At 69.5% G+C, this 23141-nt stretch carries 22 protein-coding genes; 8 read left to right on the forward strand and 14 right to left on the reverse strand.

Annotated elements, in window-relative coordinates:
- The 4 genes from cysS to C6V83_RS17185 are packed head-to-tail and all read right to left on the reverse strand — an operon-like array spanning window position 1 to window position 3090.
- A complete protein-coding gene (gene cysS, locus C6V83_RS17170; RefSeq protein WP_105943434.1) occupies window positions 1-1437 on the reverse strand; it encodes a cysteine--tRNA ligase in 1437 nt (478 codons plus the stop codon).
- 11 nt (window positions 1438-1448) lie between these two features.
- The gene (ispF, locus tag C6V83_RS17175; RefSeq protein ID WP_105943435.1) at window positions 1449-1928 is read right to left on the reverse strand and encodes a 2-C-methyl-D-erythritol 2,4-cyclodiphosphate synthase; all 480 of its coding nucleotides are present in this window, start codon (window positions 1926-1928) and stop codon (window positions 1449-1451) included.
- Window positions 1925-2605 carry a 2-C-methyl-D-erythritol 4-phosphate cytidylyltransferase gene (gene ispD / locus C6V83_RS17180; RefSeq protein ID WP_199832676.1) on the reverse strand — a complete coding sequence of 227 codons (681 nt, stop codon included), beginning with the start codon at window positions 2603-2605 and terminating at the stop codon, window positions 1925-1927. Before ispD ends, ispF begins: the two co-directional genes overlap by 4 nt.
- Window positions 2602-3090 (reverse strand): CarD family transcriptional regulator, encoded by a 489-nt coding sequence (locus C6V83_RS17185; RefSeq protein WP_105943437.1) that lies wholly within the window; start codon window positions 3088-3090, stop codon window positions 2602-2604. Before C6V83_RS17185 ends, ispD begins: the two co-directional genes overlap by 4 nt.
- A gap of 284 nt (window positions 3091-3374) precedes the next feature.
- Between C6V83_RS17185 and C6V83_RS17190 the strand changes: the two genes are divergently transcribed.
- Window positions 3375-4109 (forward strand): copper-binding protein, encoded by a 735-nt coding sequence (locus C6V83_RS17190; protein WP_234353787.1) that lies wholly within the window; start codon window positions 3375-3377, stop codon window positions 4107-4109.
- 127 nt (window positions 4110-4236) lie between these two features.
- Window positions 4237-5619: a DNA repair protein RadA gene (radA, locus tag C6V83_RS17195; protein ID WP_105943439.1), complete on the forward strand. Its 1383-nt coding sequence runs from the start codon at window positions 4237-4239 to the stop codon at window positions 5617-5619.
- A 36-nt stretch (window positions 5620-5655) separates the two neighbouring features.
- On the opposite strand, the gene C6V83_RS17200 is transcribed toward radA, so the two are convergent.
- Window positions 5656-6255: a DUF4333 domain-containing protein gene (locus C6V83_RS17200; RefSeq protein ID WP_105943440.1), complete on the reverse strand. Its 600-nt coding sequence runs from the start codon at window positions 6253-6255 to the stop codon at window positions 5656-5658.
- A 74-nt stretch (window positions 6256-6329) separates the two neighbouring features.
- On the reverse strand, window positions 6330-6845 hold the full coding sequence (locus C6V83_RS17205) for a PaaI family thioesterase (protein ID WP_234353788.1): 516 nt from the start codon (window positions 6843-6845) through the stop codon (window positions 6330-6332).
- A gap of 82 nt (window positions 6846-6927) precedes the next feature.
- On the opposite strand from C6V83_RS17205, the gene disA reads away from it, so the two are divergent.
- The gene (gene disA / locus C6V83_RS17210; RefSeq protein WP_105943441.1) at window positions 6928-8013 is read left to right on the forward strand and encodes a DNA integrity scanning diadenylate cyclase DisA; all 1086 of its coding nucleotides are present in this window, start codon (window positions 6928-6930) and stop codon (window positions 8011-8013) included.
- Between the two features lie 21 nt (window positions 8014-8034).
- Here the strand turns inward: disA and C6V83_RS17215 are convergent, their stop codons facing one another.
- Window positions 8035-8748 carry a hypothetical protein gene (locus tag C6V83_RS17215; protein ID WP_105944044.1) on the reverse strand — a complete coding sequence of 238 codons (714 nt, stop codon included), beginning with the start codon at window positions 8746-8748 and terminating at the stop codon, window positions 8035-8037.
- A gap of 93 nt (window positions 8749-8841) precedes the next feature.
- On the reverse strand, window positions 8842-9477 hold the full coding sequence (locus C6V83_RS17220) for a carbonic anhydrase (protein WP_105943442.1): 636 nt from the start codon (window positions 9475-9477) through the stop codon (window positions 8842-8844).
- Between C6V83_RS17220 and C6V83_RS17225 the strand changes: the two genes are divergently transcribed.
- Window positions 9476-10369 (forward strand): HhH-GPD family protein, encoded by an 894-nt coding sequence (locus tag C6V83_RS17225; RefSeq protein ID WP_105943443.1) that lies wholly within the window; start codon window positions 9476-9478, stop codon window positions 10367-10369. The genes C6V83_RS17220 and C6V83_RS17225 overlap by 2 nt on opposite strands.
- A 169-nt stretch (window positions 10370-10538) precedes the next feature.
- On the opposite strand, the gene C6V83_RS17230 is transcribed toward C6V83_RS17225, so the two are convergent.
- From C6V83_RS17230 to C6V83_RS17250, 5 genes are all read right to left on the reverse strand, one after another.
- Entirely contained in the window at window positions 10539-12833 is a 2295-nt protein-coding gene (locus C6V83_RS17230; protein ID WP_234354015.1) for a S9 family peptidase, read from the reverse strand.
- Between the two features lie 205 nt (window positions 12834-13038).
- Window positions 13039-13935, reverse strand: a complete 897-nt coding sequence (locus C6V83_RS17235) for a phosphoribosylaminoimidazolesuccinocarboxamide synthase (protein ID WP_105943445.1) — start codon at window positions 13933-13935, stop codon at window positions 13039-13041.
- Window positions 13936-13984: 49 nt separating this feature from the next.
- Entirely contained in the window at window positions 13985-14857 is an 873-nt protein-coding gene (locus C6V83_RS17240) for a MarR family winged helix-turn-helix transcriptional regulator (RefSeq protein WP_105943446.1), read from the reverse strand.
- A 230-nt stretch (window positions 14858-15087) separates the two neighbouring features.
- Window positions 15088-16515, reverse strand: a complete 1428-nt coding sequence (purB, locus tag C6V83_RS17245; RefSeq protein WP_105943447.1) for an adenylosuccinate lyase — start codon at window positions 16513-16515, stop codon at window positions 15088-15090.
- 63 nt (window positions 16516-16578) lie between these two features.
- Window positions 16579-17520, reverse strand: a complete 942-nt coding sequence (locus tag C6V83_RS17250) for an SMP-30/gluconolactonase/LRE family protein (RefSeq protein ID WP_105943448.1) — start codon at window positions 17518-17520, stop codon at window positions 16579-16581.
- A gap of 198 nt (window positions 17521-17718) precedes the next feature.
- Here C6V83_RS17250 and C6V83_RS17255 point away from each other — a divergent pair, with 198 nt between their 5' ends.
- Genes C6V83_RS17255 through C6V83_RS17270 form a run of 4 tightly spaced genes read left to right on the forward strand, consistent with a single transcriptional unit; the run spans window position 17719 to window position 21659 of the window.
- Window positions 17719-19965: an MMPL family transporter gene (locus tag C6V83_RS17255; protein WP_105943449.1), complete on the forward strand. Its 2247-nt coding sequence runs from the start codon at window positions 17719-17721 to the stop codon at window positions 19963-19965.
- Between the two features lie 49 nt (window positions 19966-20014).
- A complete protein-coding gene (locus C6V83_RS17260) occupies window positions 20015-20281 on the forward strand; it encodes a metal-sensitive transcriptional regulator (protein ID WP_105943450.1) in 267 nt (88 codons plus the stop codon).
- A 42-nt stretch (window positions 20282-20323) separates the two neighbouring features.
- The gene (locus C6V83_RS17265) at window positions 20324-20719 is read left to right on the forward strand and encodes a DUF302 domain-containing protein (protein ID WP_105943451.1); all 396 of its coding nucleotides are present in this window, start codon (window positions 20324-20326) and stop codon (window positions 20717-20719) included.
- Between the two features lie 16 nt (window positions 20720-20735).
- A complete protein-coding gene (locus tag C6V83_RS17270) occupies window positions 20736-21659 on the forward strand; it encodes an alpha/beta hydrolase-fold protein (RefSeq protein ID WP_105943452.1) in 924 nt (307 codons plus the stop codon).
- Between the two features lie 74 nt (window positions 21660-21733).
- Here the strand turns inward: C6V83_RS17270 and purD are convergent, their stop codons facing one another.
- Complete coding sequence (gene purD / locus C6V83_RS17275; RefSeq protein WP_199832546.1) at window positions 21734-22987, reverse strand: phosphoribosylamine--glycine ligase; 1254 nt, start codon at window positions 22985-22987, stop codon at window positions 21734-21736.
- Window positions 22988-23141 lie beyond the last annotated feature (154 nt).

Consider the following 23141-nt stretch of genomic DNA (forward strand, 5'->3'; position numbering starts at 1 on the left):
TCAGTCCTTCGTTCGCAGCGCCCACTGGGCGCCGTCGGGGGTGTCGGTCACTTCCACGCCGGCCTCGGCCAGCCGGTCGCGCACCGCGTCGGCGGTGGCCCAGTCCTTGGCCGCGCGCGCCTGCGCACGGCGCTCCAGCTCCGCCCCGATGAGCACGTCCAGAGCGGCGGTGGCCGCGTCGTCGGCGTCGCCGGAGTGGACCCAGCGCGGATCGAGCGGGTCGGTGCCGAGAATACCCGTCATGGCGCGGACCTGTGCCGCGAGTTTCCGGGCGCGCTCGCCGTCGCCGGCATCAAGCGCCGCGTTGCCCTCGCGGACGCTGTTGTGCACCACGGCCAGCGCGGCGGGCACGCCGAGGTCGTCGTCGAGCGCAGCGGCGAACTCTGCGGTGACCGAGCCGACCGGCACCTCGCCGACCCGATCGGCCACCCGGTGGACGAACGACTCGATGCGCCGGTATCCGGTGGCGGCCTCGTGCAGGGCGCCGTCGGAGTACTCCAGCATCGACCGATAGTGCGCACTGCCGAGGTAGTAACGCAGTTCCACCGGCCGGACCTTCTTGACCATCTCGGGGATCGAGACCACGTTGCCGAGCGACTTGCTCATCTTCTCGCCGCTCATGGTGACCCAGCCGTTGTGCAGCCAGTACCGCGCGAAGCCGTCGCCGGCGCCGTGACTCTGCGCGATCTCGTTCTCATGGTGCGGAAAGATCAGATCCATTCCGCCGCAATGGATGTCGAATTCTGCACCGAGCAGCGAGGTGGCCATCGCCGAGCACTCCAGATGCCAGCCCGGGCGCCCGTCGCCCCACGGTGTCGGCCACGACGGCTCACCCGGCTTGGCGGCCTTCCAGAGCGTGAAGTCCCGCGGATCGCGCTTGCCCGTGCCCGCACTCTCGCCCTGGTGGACGTCGTCGAGCTTGAAGCGCGAGAGGCTGCCGTAGTCGGGAAGACTGCGGACGTCGAAGTAGACGTTGCCGTCGGCTGCGTAGGCGTGCCCACGGTCGACGAGACGCTGCATGTAGTCGACCATCTGGGTGACGAAGCCGGTGGCCCGCGGCTCCGCCGACGGGGGCAGCACGCCGAGCGCGTCGTAGGCAGCGGAGAACTCGCGTTCGTGCGTGGCCGCCCATTCCCACCAAGGCCGCCCGTGCTCGTCGGCTTTGCGGAGGATCTTGTCGTCGATGTCGGTGACGTTGCGGACGAACAGCACGTCCAGGCCGTGACCGCTGCCCCGCGCGTCGTCGGCTCCCTCCACCGGGCCGTCGTACGCCAGCCAACGACGGAGCACGTCGAAGGCGATGCCGCTGCGGACGTGACCGATGTGCGGGACACCCTGCACGGTGGCGCCGCAGAGGTACACCGAAGCGGTGCCGGGGCGCAGCGGGGCGAAGTCGCGGATCTCGCGGGCCGCGGTGTCGTACAGGCGGAGAGTCACGACCTGCGATCCTACTTCAGTGCCGCAGGCTTCGGGGTCACCAGCGCCGTCGCCACCGCGGCGATCCCCTCGCCGCGACCGGTCAGGCCCAGCCCGTCCGAGGTGGTGGCCGACACCGACACCGGAGCGCCCAGCAGATCGGAGAGGAGTTCCTGCGCCTCGGCGCGGCGTGGGCCGATCCGCGGCCGGTTGCCGATCACCTGGACCGCACCGTTGACCGGCGCCAGGCCGTGCTCGTCGAGCAGGGCGGCGACGTGGGCGAGCATCTGCGCCCCGGTGACGCCCTTCCACTCCGGCCGGTCGACGCCGAACACCGAGCCGAGATCACCGAGCCCGGCCGCCGAGAGCAGCGCGTCGCAGAGGGAGTGGATCCCGACGTCGCCGTCGGAGTGACCGGAGCAGCCGTCCTCGCCGTCGAACAGGAGCCCGACCATCCAACAGTCCCGGCCGGCTTCGATCACATGCACGTCGGTGCCGATGCCGACTCTCATCGGGTCTCCTCCCGGTTCAGCAGCAGTTCTGCCAGCCGCAGGTCGTACGGCGTCGTGATCTTGAACGCCAGCTCGTCGCCGGGCACCACGTGCACTTCGGCGCCGAGTGCCTCGACCAGGCCGGCGTCGTCCGTCGCGTCGGCGGCGGCGGCATGGGCCCGGCGCAGCAGCGCCGCGGCGAAGCCCTGGGGGGTCTGCACCGCACGCAGTTCGCTGCGGTCCGGCGTGGACAACACGCGACCGCGACCGTCGACGCGTTTGAGGGTGTCGGCCACCGGAAGGCCGGGGACCACCGCTTGCCTGTCGCCGCGCAACGCCGTCACCACGCGGACGAAGAGGTCCGGCGGGGTCAGTGCACGCGCGGCGTCGTGCACCAGGATCAGCTCGGCGTCGCCCGCCGCGGCGAGTCCGGCGCGCACCGAATCGCTGCGTTCGGCGCCGCCGGCCACCACCGTGACCTCGCCGAACTCTGCGCGGACTGCGTCTGCCAGCTCAGCCGGCACGATCACGACCACCTCGTCGACCACTCCGGAGGCCCGGGCGGCGTCGATACTGCGACGCAGCAGCGAACTTCCGGCAAGCTCCACGAACGCCTTCGGCCGCGGCAGACCCAGTCGGGTCCCCATACCGGCGGCGGGGATCAGGGCGACGACGCGCCCCGAACGATCAGCGGTCAGGACGCCGCGGCCAGGATCTCGCCGAGGATGGTCTCGGCGCGGGCCTCATCGGTGTCCTGCGCGAGCGAGAGCTCGTCGACCAGCACGCGGCGGGCGCGCGTCAACATGCGCTTCTCACCCGCCGACAGTCCCCGGTCCTGCTCCCGACGCCACAGGTCTCGCACGATCTCGGCCACCTTGATGATGTCGCCGGAGATCAACTTCTCCTGATTGGCCTTGAACCTGCGCGCCCAGTTGGTCGGCTCTTCGGTGTGCGGTGCACGCAGCACCTCGAAGACCTGGTCCAGCCCCTCGGCGCCGACGACGTCGCGCACGCCGACGTAATCAAGCTTGCTGGAAGGGATCTGAACAGTCATGTCACCGTCGGTCACCTTCAGGACCAGATACTCGACCTCTTCACCCTTGATGGTCCGTACGACGATGTCTTCCACCCGAGCAGCACCGTGGTGCGGATACACGACGGTGTCACCAACTTTGAAATTCAATGCTCCGTGCCCCTTTCGAGTGTTACCAGTCTAACACGCGACGACGACACCGATTCTCCGGCGGTGCAGGTCAGGGCCTATGACGACGGCCCGGAGACCGTCGGCCACCCGTCCCGCAGGCCGCTGATCACCCCAGGTCCGATGGCCGCGACCGCTCGCGCGGCCACTGATTTGCCACCAATCTGGCCACCCCGTCGGACTTTTCCGGGTGCGGCCCACTACGCTGCGTAGTGAAGCGTCGCGCGGCAACCGTGCGCGACGCGCGAAACTTCGGAGGATTGAAGGTGTCAGTGTTCACTCGGACCACTCGCCGCATCGCCAAGGGCGCCGCGGTCGGCGCTCTCGGCCTCGCGCTCGCACTGGGTAGCACCGCGTGCAGCGCCGGCAAGATCTCCCAGACCAACAACAAGGAAGCCGCGATCAACGGCGCAAACGGCACCATCGCGCTCGACCCGGGCCAGACCGAGGGCGACCAGACGATCCTGCCGGGGTCCATCGCGATCCGGAATCTGCAGATCATGTACCCGGTCGAGAAGGCCTCGGAGGTCTTCGGCGACGGCGGCCCGTTCAAGCTGGTCTTCACCATCGCGAACGACAGCCAGATCCGCTACGTCAAGCTCACCGGAATCACCGCCCCGCAGGGCAAGGTCGAGTTCATCACCTCCTCCGGCCGCTCCTCGTCGCCCGGCGACAACGGCATCATCGCGCCGAACAGCTACCTGAACGCCGGCGTCCCGTCGAATCTTTCCGACGACGAGGCGAAGAACGACGGCATCACCCGCCTCGACGCCGAGCTCACCAACACGGGCGAGACGGTCGCGGCCGGCCTGACCGTCCCGCTGACCCTCACCTTCGAGGTGTACGACGTGCCCGCCGACAAGGACGGCAAGCCCACCGGTCCGTCGATCGGCACCAAGACCATCACCCTGGCGACCCCGGTCGACGGCAGCAATCTCGAAGAGCGCAACGATGTGGTGCGCGACGTGCAACCTCCCCACGGCGAGGGCGGCCATCACTGATCCGGCACCCCACAGCGGACGTTCGGCCCCGATCCTCGCAGGATCGGGGCCGGACGCATCTCGGGTGCGCGTCCCCCGGTCGAGCGGCACGGTCGGCGGTGTCGGCGGCCTGATCTAGGGTGAGCGCGTGGCGAAAACGAAGGCGGTCTTCCGGTGCGGCGCCTGCGGACATCAGGTGCCCAAGTGGGTCGGCCGGTGCCCGGACTGCGGCGAATGGGGTTCGATCGAGGAGGGCGTCCCGGCAACGGCTGCGGGCGGTCCTGCGTCGGTGGCCCCGCGCAGCCCGGCTGTGCGCATCACCGAGATCGATCCGGAGGCGGCGGGCGCGACGCCCACCGGGATCGGCGAGTTCGACCGGGTCCTCGGCCGCGGGGTGGTGCCCGGTTCGGTGATCCTGCTCGCGGGCGAACCCGGCGTCGGGAAATCCACGCTGCTCCTGGAGACGGTGAAGCAGTGGGCCCGGGGCGGGCGCACCGCCCTCTACGTCACGGGCGAGGAATCGGCCGGGCAGGTGCGGCTGCGCGCCGAACGCACCGACGCCGTGCACCAGAACGTCTATCTGGCCGCCGAGACCGACCTGGCGACCATTCTCGGCCACACCGAGCAGGTTCGGCCGAGCCTGCTGATCGTCGACTCGGTGCAGACGGTGCAGGCCACCGGCGCCGACGGCGTGTCCGGCGGCGTCACCCAGATCCGCGCGGTGACCACCGCCCTGGTCTCGCTCGCCAAGAACAGCGGCGTCTCGGTGATCCTGGTCGGCCACGTCACCAAGGACGGCAACGTCGCCGGGCCGCGCTCACTGGAGCATCTGGTCGACGTCGTGCTGGCCTTCGAGGGCGACCGGCACTCGTCGCTGCGCCTCGTGCGCGGCATCAAGAACCGCTTCGGTCCGTCGGACGAGGTGGGGTGCTTCGAGCAGCGCAGCGACGGCATCCACGAGGTCAGCGATCCGTCGGGGATCTTCGTCCACCAGCACCAGAACGACGTGGCCGGCAGCGTCAACCTGGTGGCCATGGACGGAAGGCGCGCGCTGGTGGGCGAGATCCAGGCCCTGATGAGCAAGACCCAGGCGAACCTGCCCCGACGCGCGGCCTCCGGGCTCGACCCCGCCCGGCTGTCGATGATGCTGGCCGTCGCCTCGGCGCGCGCGAACGTGCCGACCCACGACATGGAGGTCTACGTGTCGACGGTCGGCGGTATGAAGGTCACCGAGCCGGCCGCCGATCTGGCGCTGTTCCTGGCCTTGCGCTCCGCCCACAAGGACCGGCCGATCCCGCACGGGACCGTCGCCATCGGCGAGGTGGGCCTCACCGGCGAAGTCCGGCGCGTCTCCTCGATCGGCCGTCGTGTGGCCGAGGCCAAGCGGCTCGGCTTCACGCACGCGGTGATTCCGGCCGGCTCCGATGAGGAACTGCCCAGCGGCATCCGGATCAGCCGGGTCGCCGACCTGGCCGAAGCGGCCGAAGCGGCGATGCGGCCGTCGAACGACTACGCCTCCGCCCCGTTCTGAGCCGCCGGTCCCGCGTCACTCTGACCGGCCCCGGCGTCACTGGAGTTCGACGTCCCAGTTGACCCTGGTCCCCTCGATGGAGGTGACCGTCAGCAGGACTTCGGCCTCCTCACCGTCGGCGGCGGTCGCCGAGCACCGCATCGTGGTGCCGATCTGGGCGGCGAGGTTCCCCGGGCAGCTGACGGTCAGATCCCGTCCCGGATTCTCCCGATTCAGGTGATCCGCCGTCGTCGACTCGACAGTGGCCCGCTCGACCGCAGTCGCGGCCTCCTCGGTGGCCGTCGTCTCGGCGGTCGTCGGGCTGTCGGTCGCACTCGCGAGGTCGTCACGCACGTAGCGGAAGTTGATGGTGTCGCCGTCGATCGAGGTCACCGTGACTGTGAAGGGTGCCGCCTGCCCGGCGATCATCACCTGGCACTTCTGCGTGGCTCCGACCTCGCCTTTGAGGTCACCGTCGCAGCGCACGTCGGGCCTACTCCCCTCGCCCGCACCGATCTCGTCGGCGAGCTTGCTCTGGAGCGAGTCCTTCGACAGCTTCTTGTCGCCGACCGAGACGCTCGCCGAACATCCGGTCACCACCAGCACGGCACCGGCGATCATCGCGATCGCCGCTCGACGGATTGCTGAGGGATTCATGGGGACCTCCGGAGTCAGACGTGCTGCTCAGTATCCCCCTACTGCCGCCGCTGCGGAGGCAGTCCGGGCAGCCGTTACGTGATCGCGTTCTCTTTGTAGGCCGCGAAGTGCCGGCGAACGTCGATCGCGATGAAGATGCCGTGCGCGAATGCCACCGGCCGGGCCGGATCGGCGAGGTGCGCGGTGGACCGCACGAACACCTTCCGGCGTTCCTTGGCCACCACCTCGGCGTCGAACTTCAGGACGGATCCGAGCGGGATCGGCTCGGCGAAGTCGACCTCCAGATGCCCGGTGACGGGCGGCACGCCGATCAGCAGCGGCGCCGTCCCCATCAGCTCGTCGAACGCCGCGGCCAGGATCCCGCCGTGGATCACTCCGGGGCCGCCCTGCATCCACGGCTCCACCGCCATCTCGGCGGTGAGCCGGAATCCTTCGCCGACGAACACCTTGAGGCGCAGACCGACCGGAGCGTCGTCCCCGCAGCCGTAGCAGAAGCCGTGGTGCAGACGAAGCGGCTCTCCGGGGGCGGGCGCCTTCGGGTGCAGCTCCATCGGCTCGGGGTTCGCGGGCAGTTCGAACACGGGTTTCACAGACCGTTACGCTAACCCATACACGCCGGAGCATGTTCGCCCGAGCCCGCCCGCCAGGCCCCGCCAGCTATCGGAGACGACGATGACCCTCACCGAGCCGACGTCCGACCAGACGCGCGCCACCCTGCGCCGCGTCGCCCCCGGCACCCGGCTGCGCGACGGCCTCGAGCGGATTCTGCGCGGCGGCACCGGCGCCCTGATCGTGCTGGGGTACGACGAAGACACCGAACGGATCTGCGACGGCGGATTCCACCTGGACGTGGAGTTCGCCCCGACGAGGCTGCGCGAGCTCGCCAAGATGGACGGCGCGGTGGTGCTGTCCGGGGACGGAAACCGCATCCTCCGGGCCAACGTGCAGCTGGTGCCCGATCCGACGATTCCGACGGCCGAGTCAGGCACCCGGCACCGGGCGGCCGAGCGCACCGCGATCCAGACCGGCACGCCGGTGATCACGGTGAGCGCGTCGATGTCGATCGTCAGCCTGTACGTCGACGGCAACCGTCGCGTGGTGGAGAACCCGGACGCGCTGCTGTCGCGCGCCAACGTGGCGCTTTCGACGCTGGAACGGTACAAGTCGCGGCTCGACGAGGTCAGCGCACAGCTTTCGCGGGCCGAGATCGAGGACTACGTGCTGCTGCGCGATGCCTGCAGTGCGGCCCAGCGCATGGAGATGGTGCGCCGCGTCGGCGTCGAGATCGAGGACTACGTCCTGGAACTGGGCACCTACGGCCGCCAGGTGGACCTCCAGCTGGAGGAGCTCACCAGTGAGAACGACATCATGCGCGAGCTCCTGGTGCGCGACTACCAGCCGGCCCCCGAACCGGCGAACACCGAGCAGGTGCGGCAGATCCTGGACTCGCTGGAGAACCTGTCGAACGCCGATCTTCTCGATCTCACCCTGGTGGCCGGCGCCTTCGGGTACCCGACCACCATCGAGGCGCAGGATCTGCCGATGAGCCCCCGCGGCTACCGTCTGCTCGCCCGCATCTCCCGCCTCCAGTTCGGCCACATCGACCGCCTGGTGCGCGAGTTCGGTTCACTGCAGTCACTGTTGGCGTGCAGCGCCGCGGACCTGCAGGCGGTCGAGGGAATCGGCAGCATCTGGGCCCGTCACATCCGGGAAGGTCTCTCCCGCCTCGCCGAGAGCAGTCTCGAGCGCTTCGACTGAACGCGCGCCCGGGGCGGTCGCCTACTGCTGCGGCGGCGCGATCACGTTGAAGGTGATCGGGGCCGACTCCTTGGCGCCTATCTTGGCGATGGCCTGGTAGGCGCCGACTGGAATCGCCACTCGCGGCCGGTCGCAGCCGGGGCTGCTGGTGGTACCCGACCAGGTGACGGTGTCGGTCACCTGCTGGCCGGGCGCGAGGGTCTGGTCGTTCACCGTCTTGTCCGGGGCGCAGTCCTGGGCGCTCCACAGTGTGCGCGTACCGTCGAGCGACCGGACGACGACGTTCTGCGATGCCTTGCCGACATCCCGCGAGCAGGCCGCCAGACCGCCGTTGGTGGTCACGATGGTGAAGACCGGCTGGTCGCCCTTGGTGTAGGTGGGCTTGTCGGTGTACAGGACCACCGAGAGCGACTGGTCCGAGCACGGAACGGCGCTGTCGCCGGCCGCCGGTGAGGTCTGCGGCGGAGTCTCCGTCTGGCTGGGCGACGACGGCGGCGCACTGGTCGGCGCCTGTCCCGAGATGCTCGGGGCGGGTGCGGGGAGCTCTCCCGACGCCGGAGCGTCGGCCTGCGAGCTGGCGGCGGCGTTGGCCGCAGACGCGTCATCGTCGCCGCTGGAACTCGCCCACACGATCAGCCCGATCACCACGGCGATCGCCACCACTGCGACGGCGACGGCGAGCAGCCGTCGACGCCAGTAGACCTCGGTAGGCAGCGGTCCGCTCGGTTCGATCACGTCTGCCACGGTATCGCCGCACGCCAGGGCCCTCGCCGACCCGGCACGGCGTGTCGCGACTTGAGCGGGCAGATCACAGCCCGCACTCAGGTATCAAGCAGTGGTCGGCATGTCCTCGCCGATGTCGCCGATCAGGCCGGACATGTTCACCGCGCCGTCGTCCAGGTGATAGTTGAGCCCGACGATGGCCAGCCGGCCCTCGGCGACCCGCTCGGCGATGATCCGGCTGCGATCCATCAACAGCTTGCCGGTCTCGTTGACGTGCTTGGCCTCGAACTCGTCGACACGAGTGAGTCCCTCTCCCCGCCCGGCGATGACACTCGGGGCCACCCGCTCGACGATGCTGCGCACATAGCCGCCCGGGAGTTCCAGTTCGTCGAGCGCCCGGAGGGTCGCCGAGATCGCCCCGCAGCTGTCGTGCCCGAGGACGATGATCAGCGGGACGTTCAGGTACTCGACGCCGAACTCGATGGATCCGAGCACCGAGGCGTCCAGCACGTGCCCGGCGGTCCGGACCACGAACATGTCGCCCAGCCCCTGGTCGAAGATCACCTCGGCGGCGACCCGCGAGTCGCCGCAGCCGAACAGCACCACGTGGGGCGCCTGGCCGCCGACCAGCTTGGCGCGGTCGGCGATACCCTGACTGGGATGTATCGACTCGCCCCTGACGAAGCGCTCGTTGCCTTCTTTGATGACCTGCCATGCCTGCGCGGGAGTGAGATCCTTCATGGTTGACAGTTTGCCACCAGAGCCCGTGCTCCACTGGTTCAGGAGGGTGCGCCGGCCGCTGCCCTGGCGCGCGAGCGGTGTCACCGGGTGGCACATCCTGATCAGCGAGATCATGCTGCAGCAGACCCCGGTCGCACGCGTAGAGGGTCCGTGGTCCGAATGGGTGTCGCGCTGGCCGGTCCCGTCCGCGATGGCTGCGGCACCGGCCGGCGAGGTGCTGCGAGCGTGGGGCAAGCTCGGCTATCCGAGACGCGCACTGCGGTTGCACGAATGCGCGAAAGTCCTTGCCGCAGAGCATGACGACGTCGTTCCCGACGACGTGGCAACTCTCTTGGGCCTGCCCGGCATCGGCGACTACACGGCGCGCGCGGTGGCCTGCTTCGCGCACGGTCAGGCGGTACCGGTGGTCGACACCAATGTGCGGAGGGTGATCGCCCGGGCGGTGCACGGCCGCGAACCCGGAAACCCCTCGAAGGCGGACCTTGCCGACGCCGAAGCCTTGCTACCGCGGCTCCACGACGGCTCCCCGGCGCCGGAGGCACCGGAGTTCTCCGCCGCGCTGATGGAGCTGGGTGCGCTGGTGTGCACGGCGCGGAACCCGCGATGCGCGGAGTGCCCGATCAGCCGATCGTGCCGCTGGCTCGGCCGTGGTCGGCCGGCGTACGACGGTCCCGCGCGCCGGACTCAGAAGTACGAGGGCACCGACCGGCAGGCCCGCGGAAAGTTGCTCGACGTGTTGCGCGCCGCCCCTGGACCGGTGGAGCGCGCGCGGCTGGACCTGGCCTGGACACGGGACCTGGCCCAGCGCGACCGCGCCCTCGACTCGCTCCTCACCGACGGCCTGGTCGAACTGACCGACGAGGGCCTGTTCTGCCTGGCCGGCGAAGGCTGATCCGGGCGGGTTCGGCATCGGGGTTCGCTGTGTGCCACCCACCGCACCCACCGACGGCTATGGAAGAACTTCCACAGGCCGCTCGGCTCACGGCCGAAACGTCCCCGGTACGAATCGAGTTCTCTCTCGTACTCTGCTCGCCATTCGTTTCTCCGGGAACGCATGGACCTCAGATCGAGACGGCCCCGGACTGGCGGAGGATCCACGCGAGCTCGAAGGCCGCCTCTTCCCACTGCTTGTACCTTCCAGACGGCCCGCCGTGACCGCCGTTCATCTCGGTACGGAGCAGGATCGGGTTGTCCGACATCGTCGCCTCCTGAAGTCGCGCAGCCCATTTCGCAGCTTCGGTGAACAAGACCCGAGTGTCGTGCAGCGAGTTCAGAATCAGCATCGCCGGGTAGGGGCGGGGTGCCACGTTCTCGTACGGCGAGTACTTGCGGATGTAGTGGTACACCTCGGCGTCGTGCAACGGGTCGCCCCACTCCTCCCACTCGGTCACAGTGAGCGGAAGCGTCGGATCCAGGATCGAGGTGAGCGGATCCACGAAAGGCACCGCGGCGAGGATTCCGCCGAACAGCTCGGGCGCCATGTTCGCCACCGCGCCCATCAACAGTCCGCCGGCCGAACCGCCGTCGGCGACCATCTGGTCGGGCGTGGTCCACCCGGCGTCCACGAGATGGCGCGCGACGGCGATGAAGTCGGTGAAGGTGTTCCGCTTGTTCAGCTCACGGCCGCCCTCGTACCAGTCACGGCCCATCTCGCCACCGCCTCGCACATGCGCCGTGGCGACGGCCACCCCGCGGTCGAGCAGGGAGAGTGCCGACACCGAGAAACCCGGGTCCGAACTGATCTCGTATGCGCCGTACCCGTTGAGCAGCAACGGCATCGGTCCGCTCGGCCGGCCTTCCGGCCCCGCCGACACGTCGGCGCGCCGGACAACGGACACCGGGATACGGGTGCCGTCGGCGGCCAGCGCCCATTCCCTGGTCGCGACGTAGTCGGCGGGATCGAAGTCGCCCAGCACCACCGCACGCTTGAGGAGCGTGCGTTCACCGGTGCTCACGTCCAGATCGAGCACCTCCGCCGGTTCGACGAAGCTCGCGTAACCGAGCCGCAGATGGGGAGCGTTCCACTCCGGATTAGCCCCCAGGCCCACCGAACAGAGCTCCTGCTCGAAGGTCACCGGGACGAAGTCGCCGGCGCCCGGAAGCCCGGTCCGCCCCCGCAGGTCCGCGATGGCCAGCCGGGGCAGGGCGTCTTCTCGGTACGAGAGGACCAGGTAGTCGGCGAAGCAGTCCACATCCTCGATCCGGAACGACGGTCGCGGCCCGACCAGCGTGCGGCGTGCGGACGGATCGCCCACCGGCATCGCATCGACCGCGAAATCGACCGCCTTGACCCCGTCGACCTCGCCGTTGTGCACGATCACGAAATAGTCCTCGCCGTTCAGGCGGGCATGCTCGACGCTGTACTCGACCCCCTCGGTGCGACCGGCGACCGAGACGAAGTCGCCTGTCGGATCGTCCATCGAGAGCGTGAACACCTCGCTGGTCAGCTTGGAACCGGTGACGACCATCAAGTACTCGTCACTGTGCGTGGCGCCGAAGCCCACCCAGAATCGCTCGTCCGGCTCGTGGAAGACCTTCGCGTCCTGCGCACCGGTGAGCGAATCCGGCCCGCTCACTCCGTTCCCGGCGCCGAGCGAATCCGGCCCGCTCACTCCGTTCCCGGCGCCGACGTCGTGCCGCCACACGGTGTCCGGCCGCCACGCCTCGTCCACAGTCAGGTAGAACAGGTGCCTGCCGTCCTTCGACCAGGTGGCGCCGCCCGCGGTACCGGTGATCACGTCGGGCAGCAGTTCGCCGGTTTCCAGATCCTTGATACGCAGCGTGTAGCGCTCGTCGCCGACCGTGTCGGTGCTGTAGGCCAGCAGCCGGCCGTCGTGGCTCACCGAGTGCGCGCCGAGCGCGAAGTACTCATGACCCTCCGCCTCGACGTTGCTGTCGAGGAGGACCTGTTCCCCCTCGATCGGAGTCTCCGGGGAGATCTCCGGCGGAGTCCAGTCGTCGTCGCCGGAAATCGGGCAACGGCACCGGATCGCGTAAGACTTCCCCTCCTCGGTCCGCACGTAGTACCAGTAGCGGCCCGAGCGCACCGGAACCGACATGTCGGTTTCCTTTGTGCGGGAACGGATCTCGTTGAAGATGTCCTTCCGAAGGCTCTCCAGGGGAGCCGTCTGCACCTCCGTGTACGCGTTCTGCGCCTCCAGATACGCGATCACCTCCGGATCGTCCTTGGCGCGCATCCACTCGTAGTGGTCGACGAAGACGTCGCCGTGGAACTCACGCCGGGTGGGGACCTTCTTGGCGCGGGGCGGCGTTTCGACAAGCTCAACGAGCGAATCACGTGGCTCGGACGTTTCGACAAGCTCAACGAGCGAATCACGCGGCTCGGACGTTTCGATAGGCTCAACGAGCGACTCGGACGCTTCGACACGCTCAACGAGCGGGCCGGACGCTTCGACACGCTCAACGAGCGGGCCGGACGCTTCGACACGCTCAACGAGCGACTCACTCTCAACGGGCTGTGCCGCTCGCTCCTTGAGCAGGTCCGAGGCGCTAGCCGAGGACCGTGTCGAAAGGTCCTCCCCCGCCACCGTCGGCTTGGGCTCAGACATCGGCGCGGTCCGGCCAGTCGGCGAAGCTGAGTCCGGAGATGCGCTCATAGGCCTCGATGTACCGGGCACGAGTGCGCTCGACGACGTCTTCGGGCAGCGGCGGGGGCGGCGTAGATCCGTGCCGATCCCAGCCCGAAGCGTCCGAGGTGAGCCAATTGCGCACGATCTGTTTGTCGAAGCTCGGCTGCACCTCCCCCGGCCTCCACGTGGCCGCCTCCCAATAGCGCGACGAGTCGGGGGTGAGCACCTCGTCGGCCAGCACCAGCGAGCCGTCAGCCGCCTGGCCGAACTCGAACTTGGTGTCCGCCAAGATGATCCCTCTATCCAGAGCGAGATCCGCGCCGCGCGAGTAGATGTCGAGCGTCAGATCGCGGAGTGTGCGAGCGAGGTCGTCGCCCACTTGATCCGCCACGTGCTCAAAGCTCACGTTCTCGTCGTGATCGCCGAGCGCCGCCTTGGTGGCCGGGGTGAAGATCGGCTGCGGGAGACGATCGGCTTCGGTCAGCCCAGCCGGGAGCTGGACGCCGCACACCGAGCCGGTGGCACGGTAGTCGACCAGGCCGGACCCGGTCAGGTACCCGCGGGCCACGCACTCCACCTGCACCATGGGCAGCTTGCGCACCACCATCGAGCGGCCGACCAGCTCCGCGGGAATCCGCTCGTCGGTCGGTCCGCCGGCCAGGTGGTTCGGCACCGTGAGCTCGTCGAACCAGAAGAAGCTGGCCGCCGTCAGGATCCGGCCCTTGTCCGGGATCGGGGAGTCCAGGACGAAGTCGTAGGCGGAGATCCGGTCCGAGGTGACGAGCAGCAGGGTGTCGTCGTCGATCTCGTAGATGTCGCGGACCTTGCCCGACGCGATGTGCCGGTAGTCGGAGAGTGCAGGACGCATGACGTCAACTGTATCGGCGACGACCCCGCGCCCCGTCGGCGCGGTCGGGCTACTTCTTACGGGTCCCCGGGAGCACGCCCGCGTCGATGACCGCCTTCACCAGCGGGCGCGTGGCGGCGAGCGTCGCGTCGGCGCCGTCGACCGCCCACACCCTCTCGCCGAGTGCGTCGGTCGTCGCTTCGAGGTCGTCGTACAGTTCCGCGCCCGCCGGGGTGAGGCGGTGCGCCACCTTGCCCTCGGGCGCGTCGATCCGTTCGACGAGCCCGCGAGCGACGAGCCTCTCCACGGACTGCTCCCAGTCGTCGTCGGACCAGCCGCGCGTCAGCATGGTCATCCGCTTCCCGAGGCTGCGCCGGGCGACCGACGGGTCGAGCAGTTGCGCCTCGTGGAAGGTGCACGCGTCGATGCCGTCGAGACCGTTCACGACCAGCGTCGCGATGTGGTTGTCGCCCCGCCACTCACGCAAGACGGCGATGTGGTGCCAGAGGCGCAGAATCGGCGTCTCCGGCGCCTCCGCCGCAGCCCAGGCCGCCCCCAGCGCTCGTCCACTGCGCGGCACGGACGCTGCCAGTTCGCCGTATCGGTCGGCCAGTTCGGCGATCTCCGGCTGGTCGGCCACCGCACCCAGGATCTCGCGGTACTGCTTCTCGAGCATGGCGTTGCGCGCCTGCGCCACGGCGTCCAAACCGACCGACAGAGCGCTCTGCCAGGCCGTCTCGATCTGGGCCGGTGCGAAGCTGTAGAAGGCCGCGGCCACCACGGAGGCATCGCACGCGCCGAGGGGCGCACCGCGGGCACCGGTGTAGAACGCGTGCGGATCCAGGCCCGTCGACGCCAGGGCATCGCCCATGCCGGGGTTGAAGTACGCCAGCACGTGGAAGGGTTCGAGCGTCTCGTAGGCTGTGCGCGCCGCGCTGGTCATCAGCTTCTCCTCGGTATCGGCAACCGTCGTCGTGCCTCACCTTACGGAAAGGGGCGGCAGCCTCTTTTCGAGAGTCGAGGACGACCCGAGGGTGCCGGGCACCTTCGGCTCGGTCTGGCACCCTCGACGGACGGTGCCAGACCGAAACAGGGGTGCCGGGCACCCTGGCCTCGGACACACCCGGACGCACGACGACCCTCGCACGGCGCCGGATCAGCGGAGACCCAGGATCAGAGAATCGGGGCGGGCCGATAGGCGGCGGCGTCGGGGTCCGCCTCGATCAGCGCCGCGGCCGCGGCGACGACGTCGGCGACCTGCGCATCCGCCGCCCCCGCGAAGGCGGACTTGTCGGCGATCAGCCCGTCGAGCGCGGCGCGATCCAGCGGGATCCGGTCGTCGGCGGCCAGCCGATCCAGCAGATCCGGCTCGCGGCCCTCCTCGCGCATGGCGAGTGCGACGGCGACGGCGTTCTCCTTGATGGCCTCGTGCGCGGTCTCCCGGCCGACGCCGGCCCGGACCGCCGCCATCAGCACCTTGGTGGTGGCCAGGAACGGCAGGTAGCGGTCGAGTTCGTTGGCGATCACCGCCGGGTACGCGCCGAACTCGTCGAGCACGGTCAGGAAGGTCTCGAGCAATCCGTCGTACGCGAAGAACGCGTCCGGCAGGGCCACGCGCCGCACCACCGAGCAGAAGACGTCGCCCTCGTTCCACTGGGCGCCCGCCAGTTCACCGGCCATCGAGGCGTAGCCGCGCAGGATCACCGCGAGGCCGTTGACGCGTTCGCAACTGCGCGTGTTCATCTTGTGCGGCATGGCCGAACTGCCGACCTGCCCGGGCTGAAATCCCTCGGTGACCAGCTCGTGGCCGGCCATCAGGCGAATGGTGGTGGCCAGCGAGCTCGGGGCGGCCGCCAGCTGCACCAGGGCGGACACCACGTCGTAGTCGAGCGAGCGGGGGTAGACCTGCCCGACGGAGGTCAGCGCGTTCGCGAACCCGAGGTGAACGGCCACCTTGTTCTCCAGCGCGTCGAGCTTGGCCGCATCGCCGTCGAGCAGATCGAGCATGTCCTGGCTGGTGCCCATCGGGCCCTTGATACCGCGCAGCGGGTAGCGCGCGATCAACTCGTCGAGTCGAGTGAGCGCGATCATCAGCTCGTCGGCAGCCGAGGCGAAGCGCTTGCCGAGTGTGGTGGCCTGGGCGGCGACGTTGTGGCTGCGGCCGGCCATCACGGTCGACGTGTACTGCGCCGCGCGCTCGGTGATCCGGGCCAGCAGGGCGACGGTGTGGCCGCGCACGTACTGGAGCGAGCTGAGGATCTGCAACTGCTCCACGTTCTCAGTGAGGTCGCGGCTGGTCATCCCCTTGTGGATCTGTTCGTGTCCGGCGAGGGCGTTGAACTCCTCGATCCGCGCCTTCACGTCGTGCCGGGTGATCCGCTCGCGCTCGGCGATCGAGTCGAGGTCGACCCGGTCGACGACGGCCTCGTAGTCGGCGATCGCCGACTCCGGAACGTCGATGCCCAGCTCCCGCTGCGCGGCCAGCACCGCGATCCAGAGTCTGCGCTCGAGGATGATCTTGTTGCGCGGCGACCAGATCTCGGCGAGATCGGCGGAGGCGTAGCGGCTGGCGAGGACGTTGCTGATGGCAGGTTTTCCCACGTGGCAGAGTCTAGGCCCTCGCCGCCGCCGACAGAGAATTCCGCGGGTGCCGCGCGGTGAAGGTCACCGCGCGGTGAACGGTCCGCCGCGCAGCCGGAGCACCGCACCGTCGATGGTGCCGGCCACCGCGGACTTCCCGTCGGGCGCCACGGCGAGGGAGGTGAGCGGGCGGCCCGCCTGCACCGTGCAGCGCGCCCCCGTCCGCCGATCTGTCACGACCACCTGCCCGGTGGTCGTGGTCACAGCCAGCCGCCGGTCGTCGAGCCACGCCAGGTCGTCGACGAGTCCGGGCAGCGGAGCGGTGACGTCGACTGCTGCCGTCGCCGCTTCCGGGCGGTCCAGCGGAACGCGCAGGATCCGGCCGGAGAGGCTCTCGGTGAAGCCGACGTACGCGTCGTTCCCACGGATCGCTATCCCGTTCAGCGCGATTCCGTTGGCGACGGTCGTCGGCGCAAGGCTCTTCGGGGCGCGGGCGGTCCAGTCCCGGTCGATCACCCCGTCGCGCATGATCCGGACCAGGCCGAGCGCGGAGTCGGCGACGTACATCGATCCGTCGCCGGCGATCGCGAGCCCGTTGGGCATGCCCAGCCCACGCGCCACGACTCGCGGAGCCGATCCGGGCGACTCAGGATCGAACGAGACGACCGTTCCCCTGCCCAGGAGCACGAGATTCTCCGGGGAGGTCCCGGTGGTGGCGTACATGCGGCCGTCTGGACCGAGGCGGACGGCACCGGGCGCCTCGACCCGGACCGAACCGGTCATGCGGCCGTGCGTGTCGTAGCGCTCGATCGCGTTCTCCTGACCGCGGGAGACCCAGAGTGCGCCGGAGCGGTCGTAGGCGAGGTTCTCCGACCACGACAGCACCGGCGTCGTCGCCGGTAACGCCTCGGCGATCGACACGGATCGGCAGTCCGTCGCCCCAGGAGCCGGGGCCGCAGGCGCGACCAAGACGGCCAGGCCGGCGCCGAGCGCGGCGACCCCTGCCAGAGTCCTGCGAATCTTCACCGGCTCAGTGTAGCCCTGGCCCGGGACCGCCGCCGAGCGACAGCCGCCGACACGAGCCGCGCGCCCCCTGTTGCGCGATCGATACCCCTAGGGGTATACAGGCAAGGATCGTTTGTACACCCCACCGGGTATGTGATCCCAGCGGATGCATCCACGCCGCCGGAGATCGCCCCACCGGGAAAGGAACGGAGCACACCCATGACCACCGAAAGACGTTCACGCGCCGCCGGCGCCGACACACAGGCGCCCTCGGACACCCCGAGCAGCGCGGGCAGGCCCGGACCGCTCGCCAGACTCGGCCACTGGACGGCGATCCACCGTCGGTGGACCTTCGCGATCTGGGCCGTTCTGGTCATCGGACTGGGGGCCGTCGCCCCCACGGTGTTCTCCTCGCTCGCCGGCGCCGGCTGGCAGGCGAACGGTTCGGAATCGGTTCAGGTCCGCGAACTCGCCCAGGAACACTTCGGCGGCAACTCGTCCGCTGCGGTCCAGGTGGTGATCGACTCCCCCGATCACCCCCTCGACCCCGCCGCTCAGGCACGAGTGATCGCCGAACTGAAACAGATCGCCGGCCGCGACCCCCGGTTCACCACCGTGATCGAACCCCAGGCGGGGAGCACCATAAGTCCCGACGGGCACACGGCGATCGCCATCATCGGCGCCGCCGCGAGCACCGACGACATGGTCAAGGCCGTCGACGACAACAAGCAGGAGATCACCGGACTGTCCCGCGACGGAATCGACGTCTACCCGACCGGATCGTCCGCGCTGTGGAGCGATTTCAACAAGGCCAACAAGGACGCGATGATCAAGGCCGAGATGATCTCGTGGCCGGTCACGCTGGCGATCATGATCGTCGCCTTCGGATCGCTGGTGGCCGCCGGCCTCCCGCTGCTGCTGACCCTCGCCGGTCTCGTCGCTTCGGCGGGCGCCCTGGTGCTGCTGAACATGGTCACACCGATCTCGGTGTGGGCGATGAACTTCGCGATGATGTTCGCCCTCGCCTTGGGCATCGACTACGCCCTGTTCATGGTGTCGCGGTTCCGGGCAGCCTTCGCCGTCCGGGTCGGCGAGGGGGAAGACCCCGACGACCGCGGCACCGCCGTGCGCGCGACCGTGGAGACCATGGACACCGCAGGCAAGGCGATCCTGCTGTCGGGAATCACCGTGCTGGTCAGCCTGTCCGCCGTACTCATGGTTCCCGCTCCCGCTGTCCGGACCATGTCCGTCGGCATCATGCTCGCGGTGGCGTTCGTGCTCGCCGCCAGCCTCTCCCTCCTTCCGGCCACCATGGCCGCGCTCGGCGGGAAGGTGAACGCCGGCTCGCTGCCCTGGGCGAAGGGACGGCGCAGCACCACCGCCGGCGCCGGGTCCGCGAACACCGCTCCCGGCGTCTCACCGTGGTTCCATCGATGGGGCTCGTTCCTGCACAGGCACCCGTGGACGCCGGCGCTCGTCGCGCTGGGCATCCTCGTCGCACTCGCCCTGCCGGTTGTCGGGATCAAGGTGGCGATGCCCTCGATCGCCGTCGTGCCCGAGGATGCTCCTGTCCGGCAGGGATATCACGTGGTGGCCGAGAAGATGGGGCCGGGCGCACCCGGGATGCTCACCGTCATCGCGCCCGCAGACCAGGCTCCGGCCGCCGCGCAGATCGCGCGGCAGAATCCCGATGTGGCCGCGGTGCTGCCCGCGGCGCCTGCAGCCGACGGCTCCGGGCTGACGATGATTCAGGTGATGCCCCAGGCCGATCCGTCGGACGACTCGATGGGTGCGACGCTCGATGCGTTGCGCGCCGCGATGCCCGCCGACGTCCTGGTCGGCGGCCCGTCCGCAGAGAACCTCGATCTGCAGCACGCACTGAACACCTGGTTCCCGCGGGTGGCCGGCACCATCCTGGCGCTCGGCTTCGTCCTGCTGCTCATCGCGCTGCGCGCACCGGTGATCGCTCTGCTCGGCACCGTGGTCAGCCTGCTCTCGACCGCAGCGGCGTTCGGCGTCGCGAAGCTGATCTTCGGCGACGGCGTCGGCGCCGATCTGCTCGGATTCGACCCACAGGGGTTCCTGAACGGCTGGGGCCCGGTGTTCTTCTTCGCGATGATCTTCGCGATCGCGATGGACTACACCGTGTTCCTGCTGGCCACGGCGAAGGAGCACTACGAACACCACGACGATCCGCACCAGGCGCAGGTCGATGCGATGGCCTACTCCGGCCGGATCATCTTCGCCGCCGCCGCGGTGATGGTGGCCGTGTTCTTCTCCTTCGCACTCGCCGAGCCGCTGCCGCCCAAGGAGATGGGAATCATCCTCGGTGTCGCGGTCCTGCTCGACGCCGTGCTGATCCGGCTGGTCCTGCTGCCGGCGATGCTGCGCATCTCCGGCCACGGCGCGTGGTGGAGCCCCCGCTGGCTCGACCGGCTCCTCCCGAAAGTGAGCTTCAAGCACTGAATACCCCGACGGGCATACAATGGACACTGCTTCGACAGAGAGGAAGACCATGATCGGCAACGATGAGGCCACCGCGACGATCCTCAACCGCTTGCGCCGCGCGCACGGCCAGTTGGCCGGGGTGATCAACATGATCGAGGACGGGCGCGACTGCAAAGACGTCGTGACCCAGTTGGCTGCGGTCTCCAGCGCCCTCGATCGGGCCGGGTTCAAGATCGTGGCCACCGGACTGCGCGAATGCCTGTCCAACGAGCCGACCGACGGCGAGAGCCTCGACGTCGACCAGCTCGAGAAGCTGTTCCTGACTCTTTCCTGAAACCACCCCCGACCACCACACCGTCCGACCGAGGAGGTCACCATGCAGCTCGCTCTCGCCACCCGCACCACCGGCAGCGTCCCGGAGGTCATCGAACGGGTCCGCACCGCTCTCGCCGACCAGGGTTTCGGAGTGCTCACCGAGATCGACATGTCCGCGACTCTGAAGACCAAGATCGGCGTCGATCTGGAGGACTACGTGATCCTCGGCGCCTGCAACCCGGGGATGGCTCACCGCGCAGTGACCGCGGACAAGCAGGTCGGGCTGCTGCTCCCGTGCAACGTCGTCGTCCGGAGCGATCCCGCCGAGCCCGGAAGCGCTATCGTAGAGGCGATGAACCCGCAGATCATGTCCTCCGTCGTCGACGACAACCCGGCTCTGGCCGAGGTCGCCGACGAAGTAACGCAGCTGCTGCAGAAGGCGATCGATACTCTGTGAGCAGGACTCCGCGCCGATGACGGCGCAGTACCACCGGCCGAGCCGGCGGCACCTTCTGAAGGGTGCCGCCAGTCTGGCATCGCTCGCCACGCTCACCGCCTGCGGCATCGCCGAGAGTTCCACTCCGAGCGACCCGGAGCCTCCGCTCGGCGGCGGTGACGAACTGCCGCCCCAGGAACATGCGCCCGCCGCTCCCGGCGGGCCGGTCCCGGTCACCGGCACCATTTCCTCCACCCAGATGGGCGGCCCCGTGCGCTGGGCGGCCGTCCGTCCGATCGGGGTCAGCGGAACCCTGCCGGTGGTGATCGTCGCTCACGCGCTGAACACCGACGAGAGCACGATCTTCGGCCGCGGCCTGAACATGCAGGGCGTGCTGCAGAGTTACGTCGAGTCCGGCGGCACACCGTTCGCTCTCGCGAGCGCCAACATCGGCCGCAATTACTACCACCGCCGCGCCGACGGCACCGACGGCGCCGCCATGGTCATCAACGAGTTCCTTCCCATGCTCGCCGCGGACGACCGTCTCGACGTGCAGGTCGATCGCTTCGGCCTGTTCGGCTGGTCGATGGGCGGCTACGGTGCGCTGCGTATCGGGGCACTCGTCGGCGCTCCGCGGGTCGCCGCGATCGCGGTCAGTTCGCCGGCGATGTGGGCCGACCCCGTCGCCTTCCCGCCGCGCGCATTCGATTCGTACGACGACTACGCCGCCAACTCGCTGTTCGGTCAGCAGCACCTGTTCACCAAGATCCCGGTGATGATCTCGATCGGCTCGGCCGACCAGTTCTACACCTACACGCGGCAGTGGGCATCCGCGTTGCGCCCGCCGGCTGCGTTCGGCACGTCGCCGGGTGGTCACACCAGCCGGTACTGGCGTTCGGTGCTGCCCGAGCAAGTGGAGTTTCTCGGTCGCAACCTCGCACTCGTCAACCCGTCGCGCTGAATCCGCTCACACGAAGCGGTCGCACCGGGCCGCGCGGGGTAAGGCGCGCAGCCCGGATGCCTCGACGACCGCCGCTACAGCGAGATGCGTCCTTCTTCGGCGGCCAGACCGATGTCGGTGCGGAAATGCGATCCGGGAAGACGGACGGCGGCGAGCCGTTCGTAAGCCTGTGCGCGGGCGGCGCGCAGATCGGCGCCGCGGCCGACGATGCCGAGCACGCGCCCGCCTGCTGAAACGACGTCGCCGTCACGGTCGATCTTGGTTCCCGCGTGGAGCAGGCCCTCGCCGGTCGCGCCGGTGATCGTGTCGCCGGTCCGCGGGGTGCCCGGGTAGTTTTCAGCGGCCAGCACCACCACCACCGCGGCACCGTCGTGCCAGCGGAGCGTCGGCAGGTCCGCCAGGGATCCGGTGGCGACGGCGTGCAGCGTCGCACCGAGGGGGGACTCCAGAAGCTCGAGCACCGCCTGCGTCTCCGGGTCGCCGAAGCGGCAGTTGAACTCCACCACGGCCGGCCCCTCGGCGCCCATCGCCAGGCCCGCGTAGAGCAGACCGGAGAACGGTGTTCCCCGGGAAGCCAGCTCGACGGCGACGGGGCGCACCACCTCGTCGACGATCTGCTCGACGCTCCCCTCCGGAAGCCACGGCAACGGCGTGTAGGCACCCATGCCGCCGGTGTTCGGGCCCTGGTCGCCGTCGCCGACGCGCTTGTGATCCTGCGCCGGCAGCAGCGGCACCACGTCCTCACCGTCGACCAGACAGAACAGCGACACCTCGGGACCGTCGAGGAAGCTCTCCAGAAGCACCGGGTGCCCGTGCTCCAGACAGTCCGCGGCGTGCGCCCGGGCGGCGGCGCGATCGGCGGTCACCACCACGCCCTTGCCCGCGGCCAGACCGTCGTCCTTGACCACCCAGGTGGGGCCGAACCTGTCGAGCGCGGCGTCCAGGTCGGCGGGGTTGTCGACCACCTCGGCCCGCGCGGTGCGCACACCGGCGGCGGCCATCACGTCCTTGGCGAAGGCCTTCGAGCCCTCGATCTGGGCGGCGGCGGCACTCGGTCCGAAGGTGGGGAAGCCCGCCTCGCGCAGCGCATCGGCGACTCCCAGCACCAGCGGCACCTCGGGGCCGATCACCACCAGGTCGGGCTTGATCCGCTGCGCCAGCTCCACGACGGCCTCGCGCGAGGCGACGTCGACAGCGTGGTTGGTCGCCACCGCAGCGGTGCCGGCGTTGCCCGGCGCGGCATGCAGGTCGTCGACCGACGGGTCGCGCTTGAGGCCGAGGAGGAGGGCGTGTTCGCGGCCGCCCGAGCCGATCACGAGTACTCGCACGACGACCAGCCTAATCGGCCTCGCTGGTCGAGCGAAGTCGAGACCACTGGCCGACTGCCGCGACGGCGTTCAGCCGCCACGAGGCATCAAGAGTCCGCGGATTCGCCCGACCGGACTCGAGAAGTCCGCGGATCGGCGCGCTGGACGCGCCGAT

The organism is Gordonia iterans, assembly GCF_002993285.1.
GTDB classification, from domain to species: domain Bacteria; phylum Actinomycetota; class Actinomycetes; order Mycobacteriales; family Mycobacteriaceae; genus Gordonia; species Gordonia iterans.

Bases quoted from the DNA above. Each gene is read 5' to 3' on its own strand.
- C6V83_RS17255 (WP_105943449.1), top strand. From the start codon at position 17,719: ATGACCACCGAAAGACGTTCACGCGCCGCCGGCGCCGACACACAGGCG.
- C6V83_RS17260 (WP_105943450.1), top strand. From the start codon at position 20,015: ATGATCGGCAACGATGAGGCCACCGCGACGATCCTCAACCGCTTGCGC.
- C6V83_RS17240 (WP_105943446.1), bottom strand. From the start codon at position 14,857: ATGACCAGCGCGGCGCGCACAGCCTACGAGACGCTCGAACCCTTCCAC.
- disA (WP_105943441.1), top strand. From the start codon at position 6,928: ATGACCCTCACCGAGCCGACGTCCGACCAGACGCGCGCCACCCTGCGC.
- C6V83_RS17225 (WP_105943443.1), top strand. From the start codon at position 9,476: ATGGTTGACAGTTTGCCACCAGAGCCCGTGCTCCACTGGTTCAGGAGG.
- C6V83_RS17270 (WP_105943452.1), top strand. From the start codon at position 20,736: ATGACGGCGCAGTACCACCGGCCGAGCCGGCGGCACCTTCTGAAGGGT.
- C6V83_RS17265 (WP_105943451.1), top strand. From the start codon at position 20,324: ATGCAGCTCGCTCTCGCCACCCGCACCACCGGCAGCGTCCCGGAGGTC.
- ispF (WP_105943435.1), bottom strand. From the start codon at position 1,928: ATGAGAGTCGGCATCGGCACCGACGTGCATGTGATCGAAGCCGGCCGG.
- C6V83_RS17200 (WP_105943440.1), bottom strand. From the start codon at position 6,255: ATGAATCCCTCAGCAATCCGTCGAGCGGCGATCGCGATGATCGCCGGT.
- C6V83_RS17235 (WP_105943445.1), bottom strand. From the start codon at position 13,935: ATGCGTCCTGCACTCTCCGACTACCGGCACATCGCGTCGGGCAAGGTC.
- C6V83_RS17220 (WP_105943442.1), bottom strand. From the start codon at position 9,477: ATGAAGGATCTCACTCCCGCGCAGGCATGGCAGGTCATCAAAGAAGGC.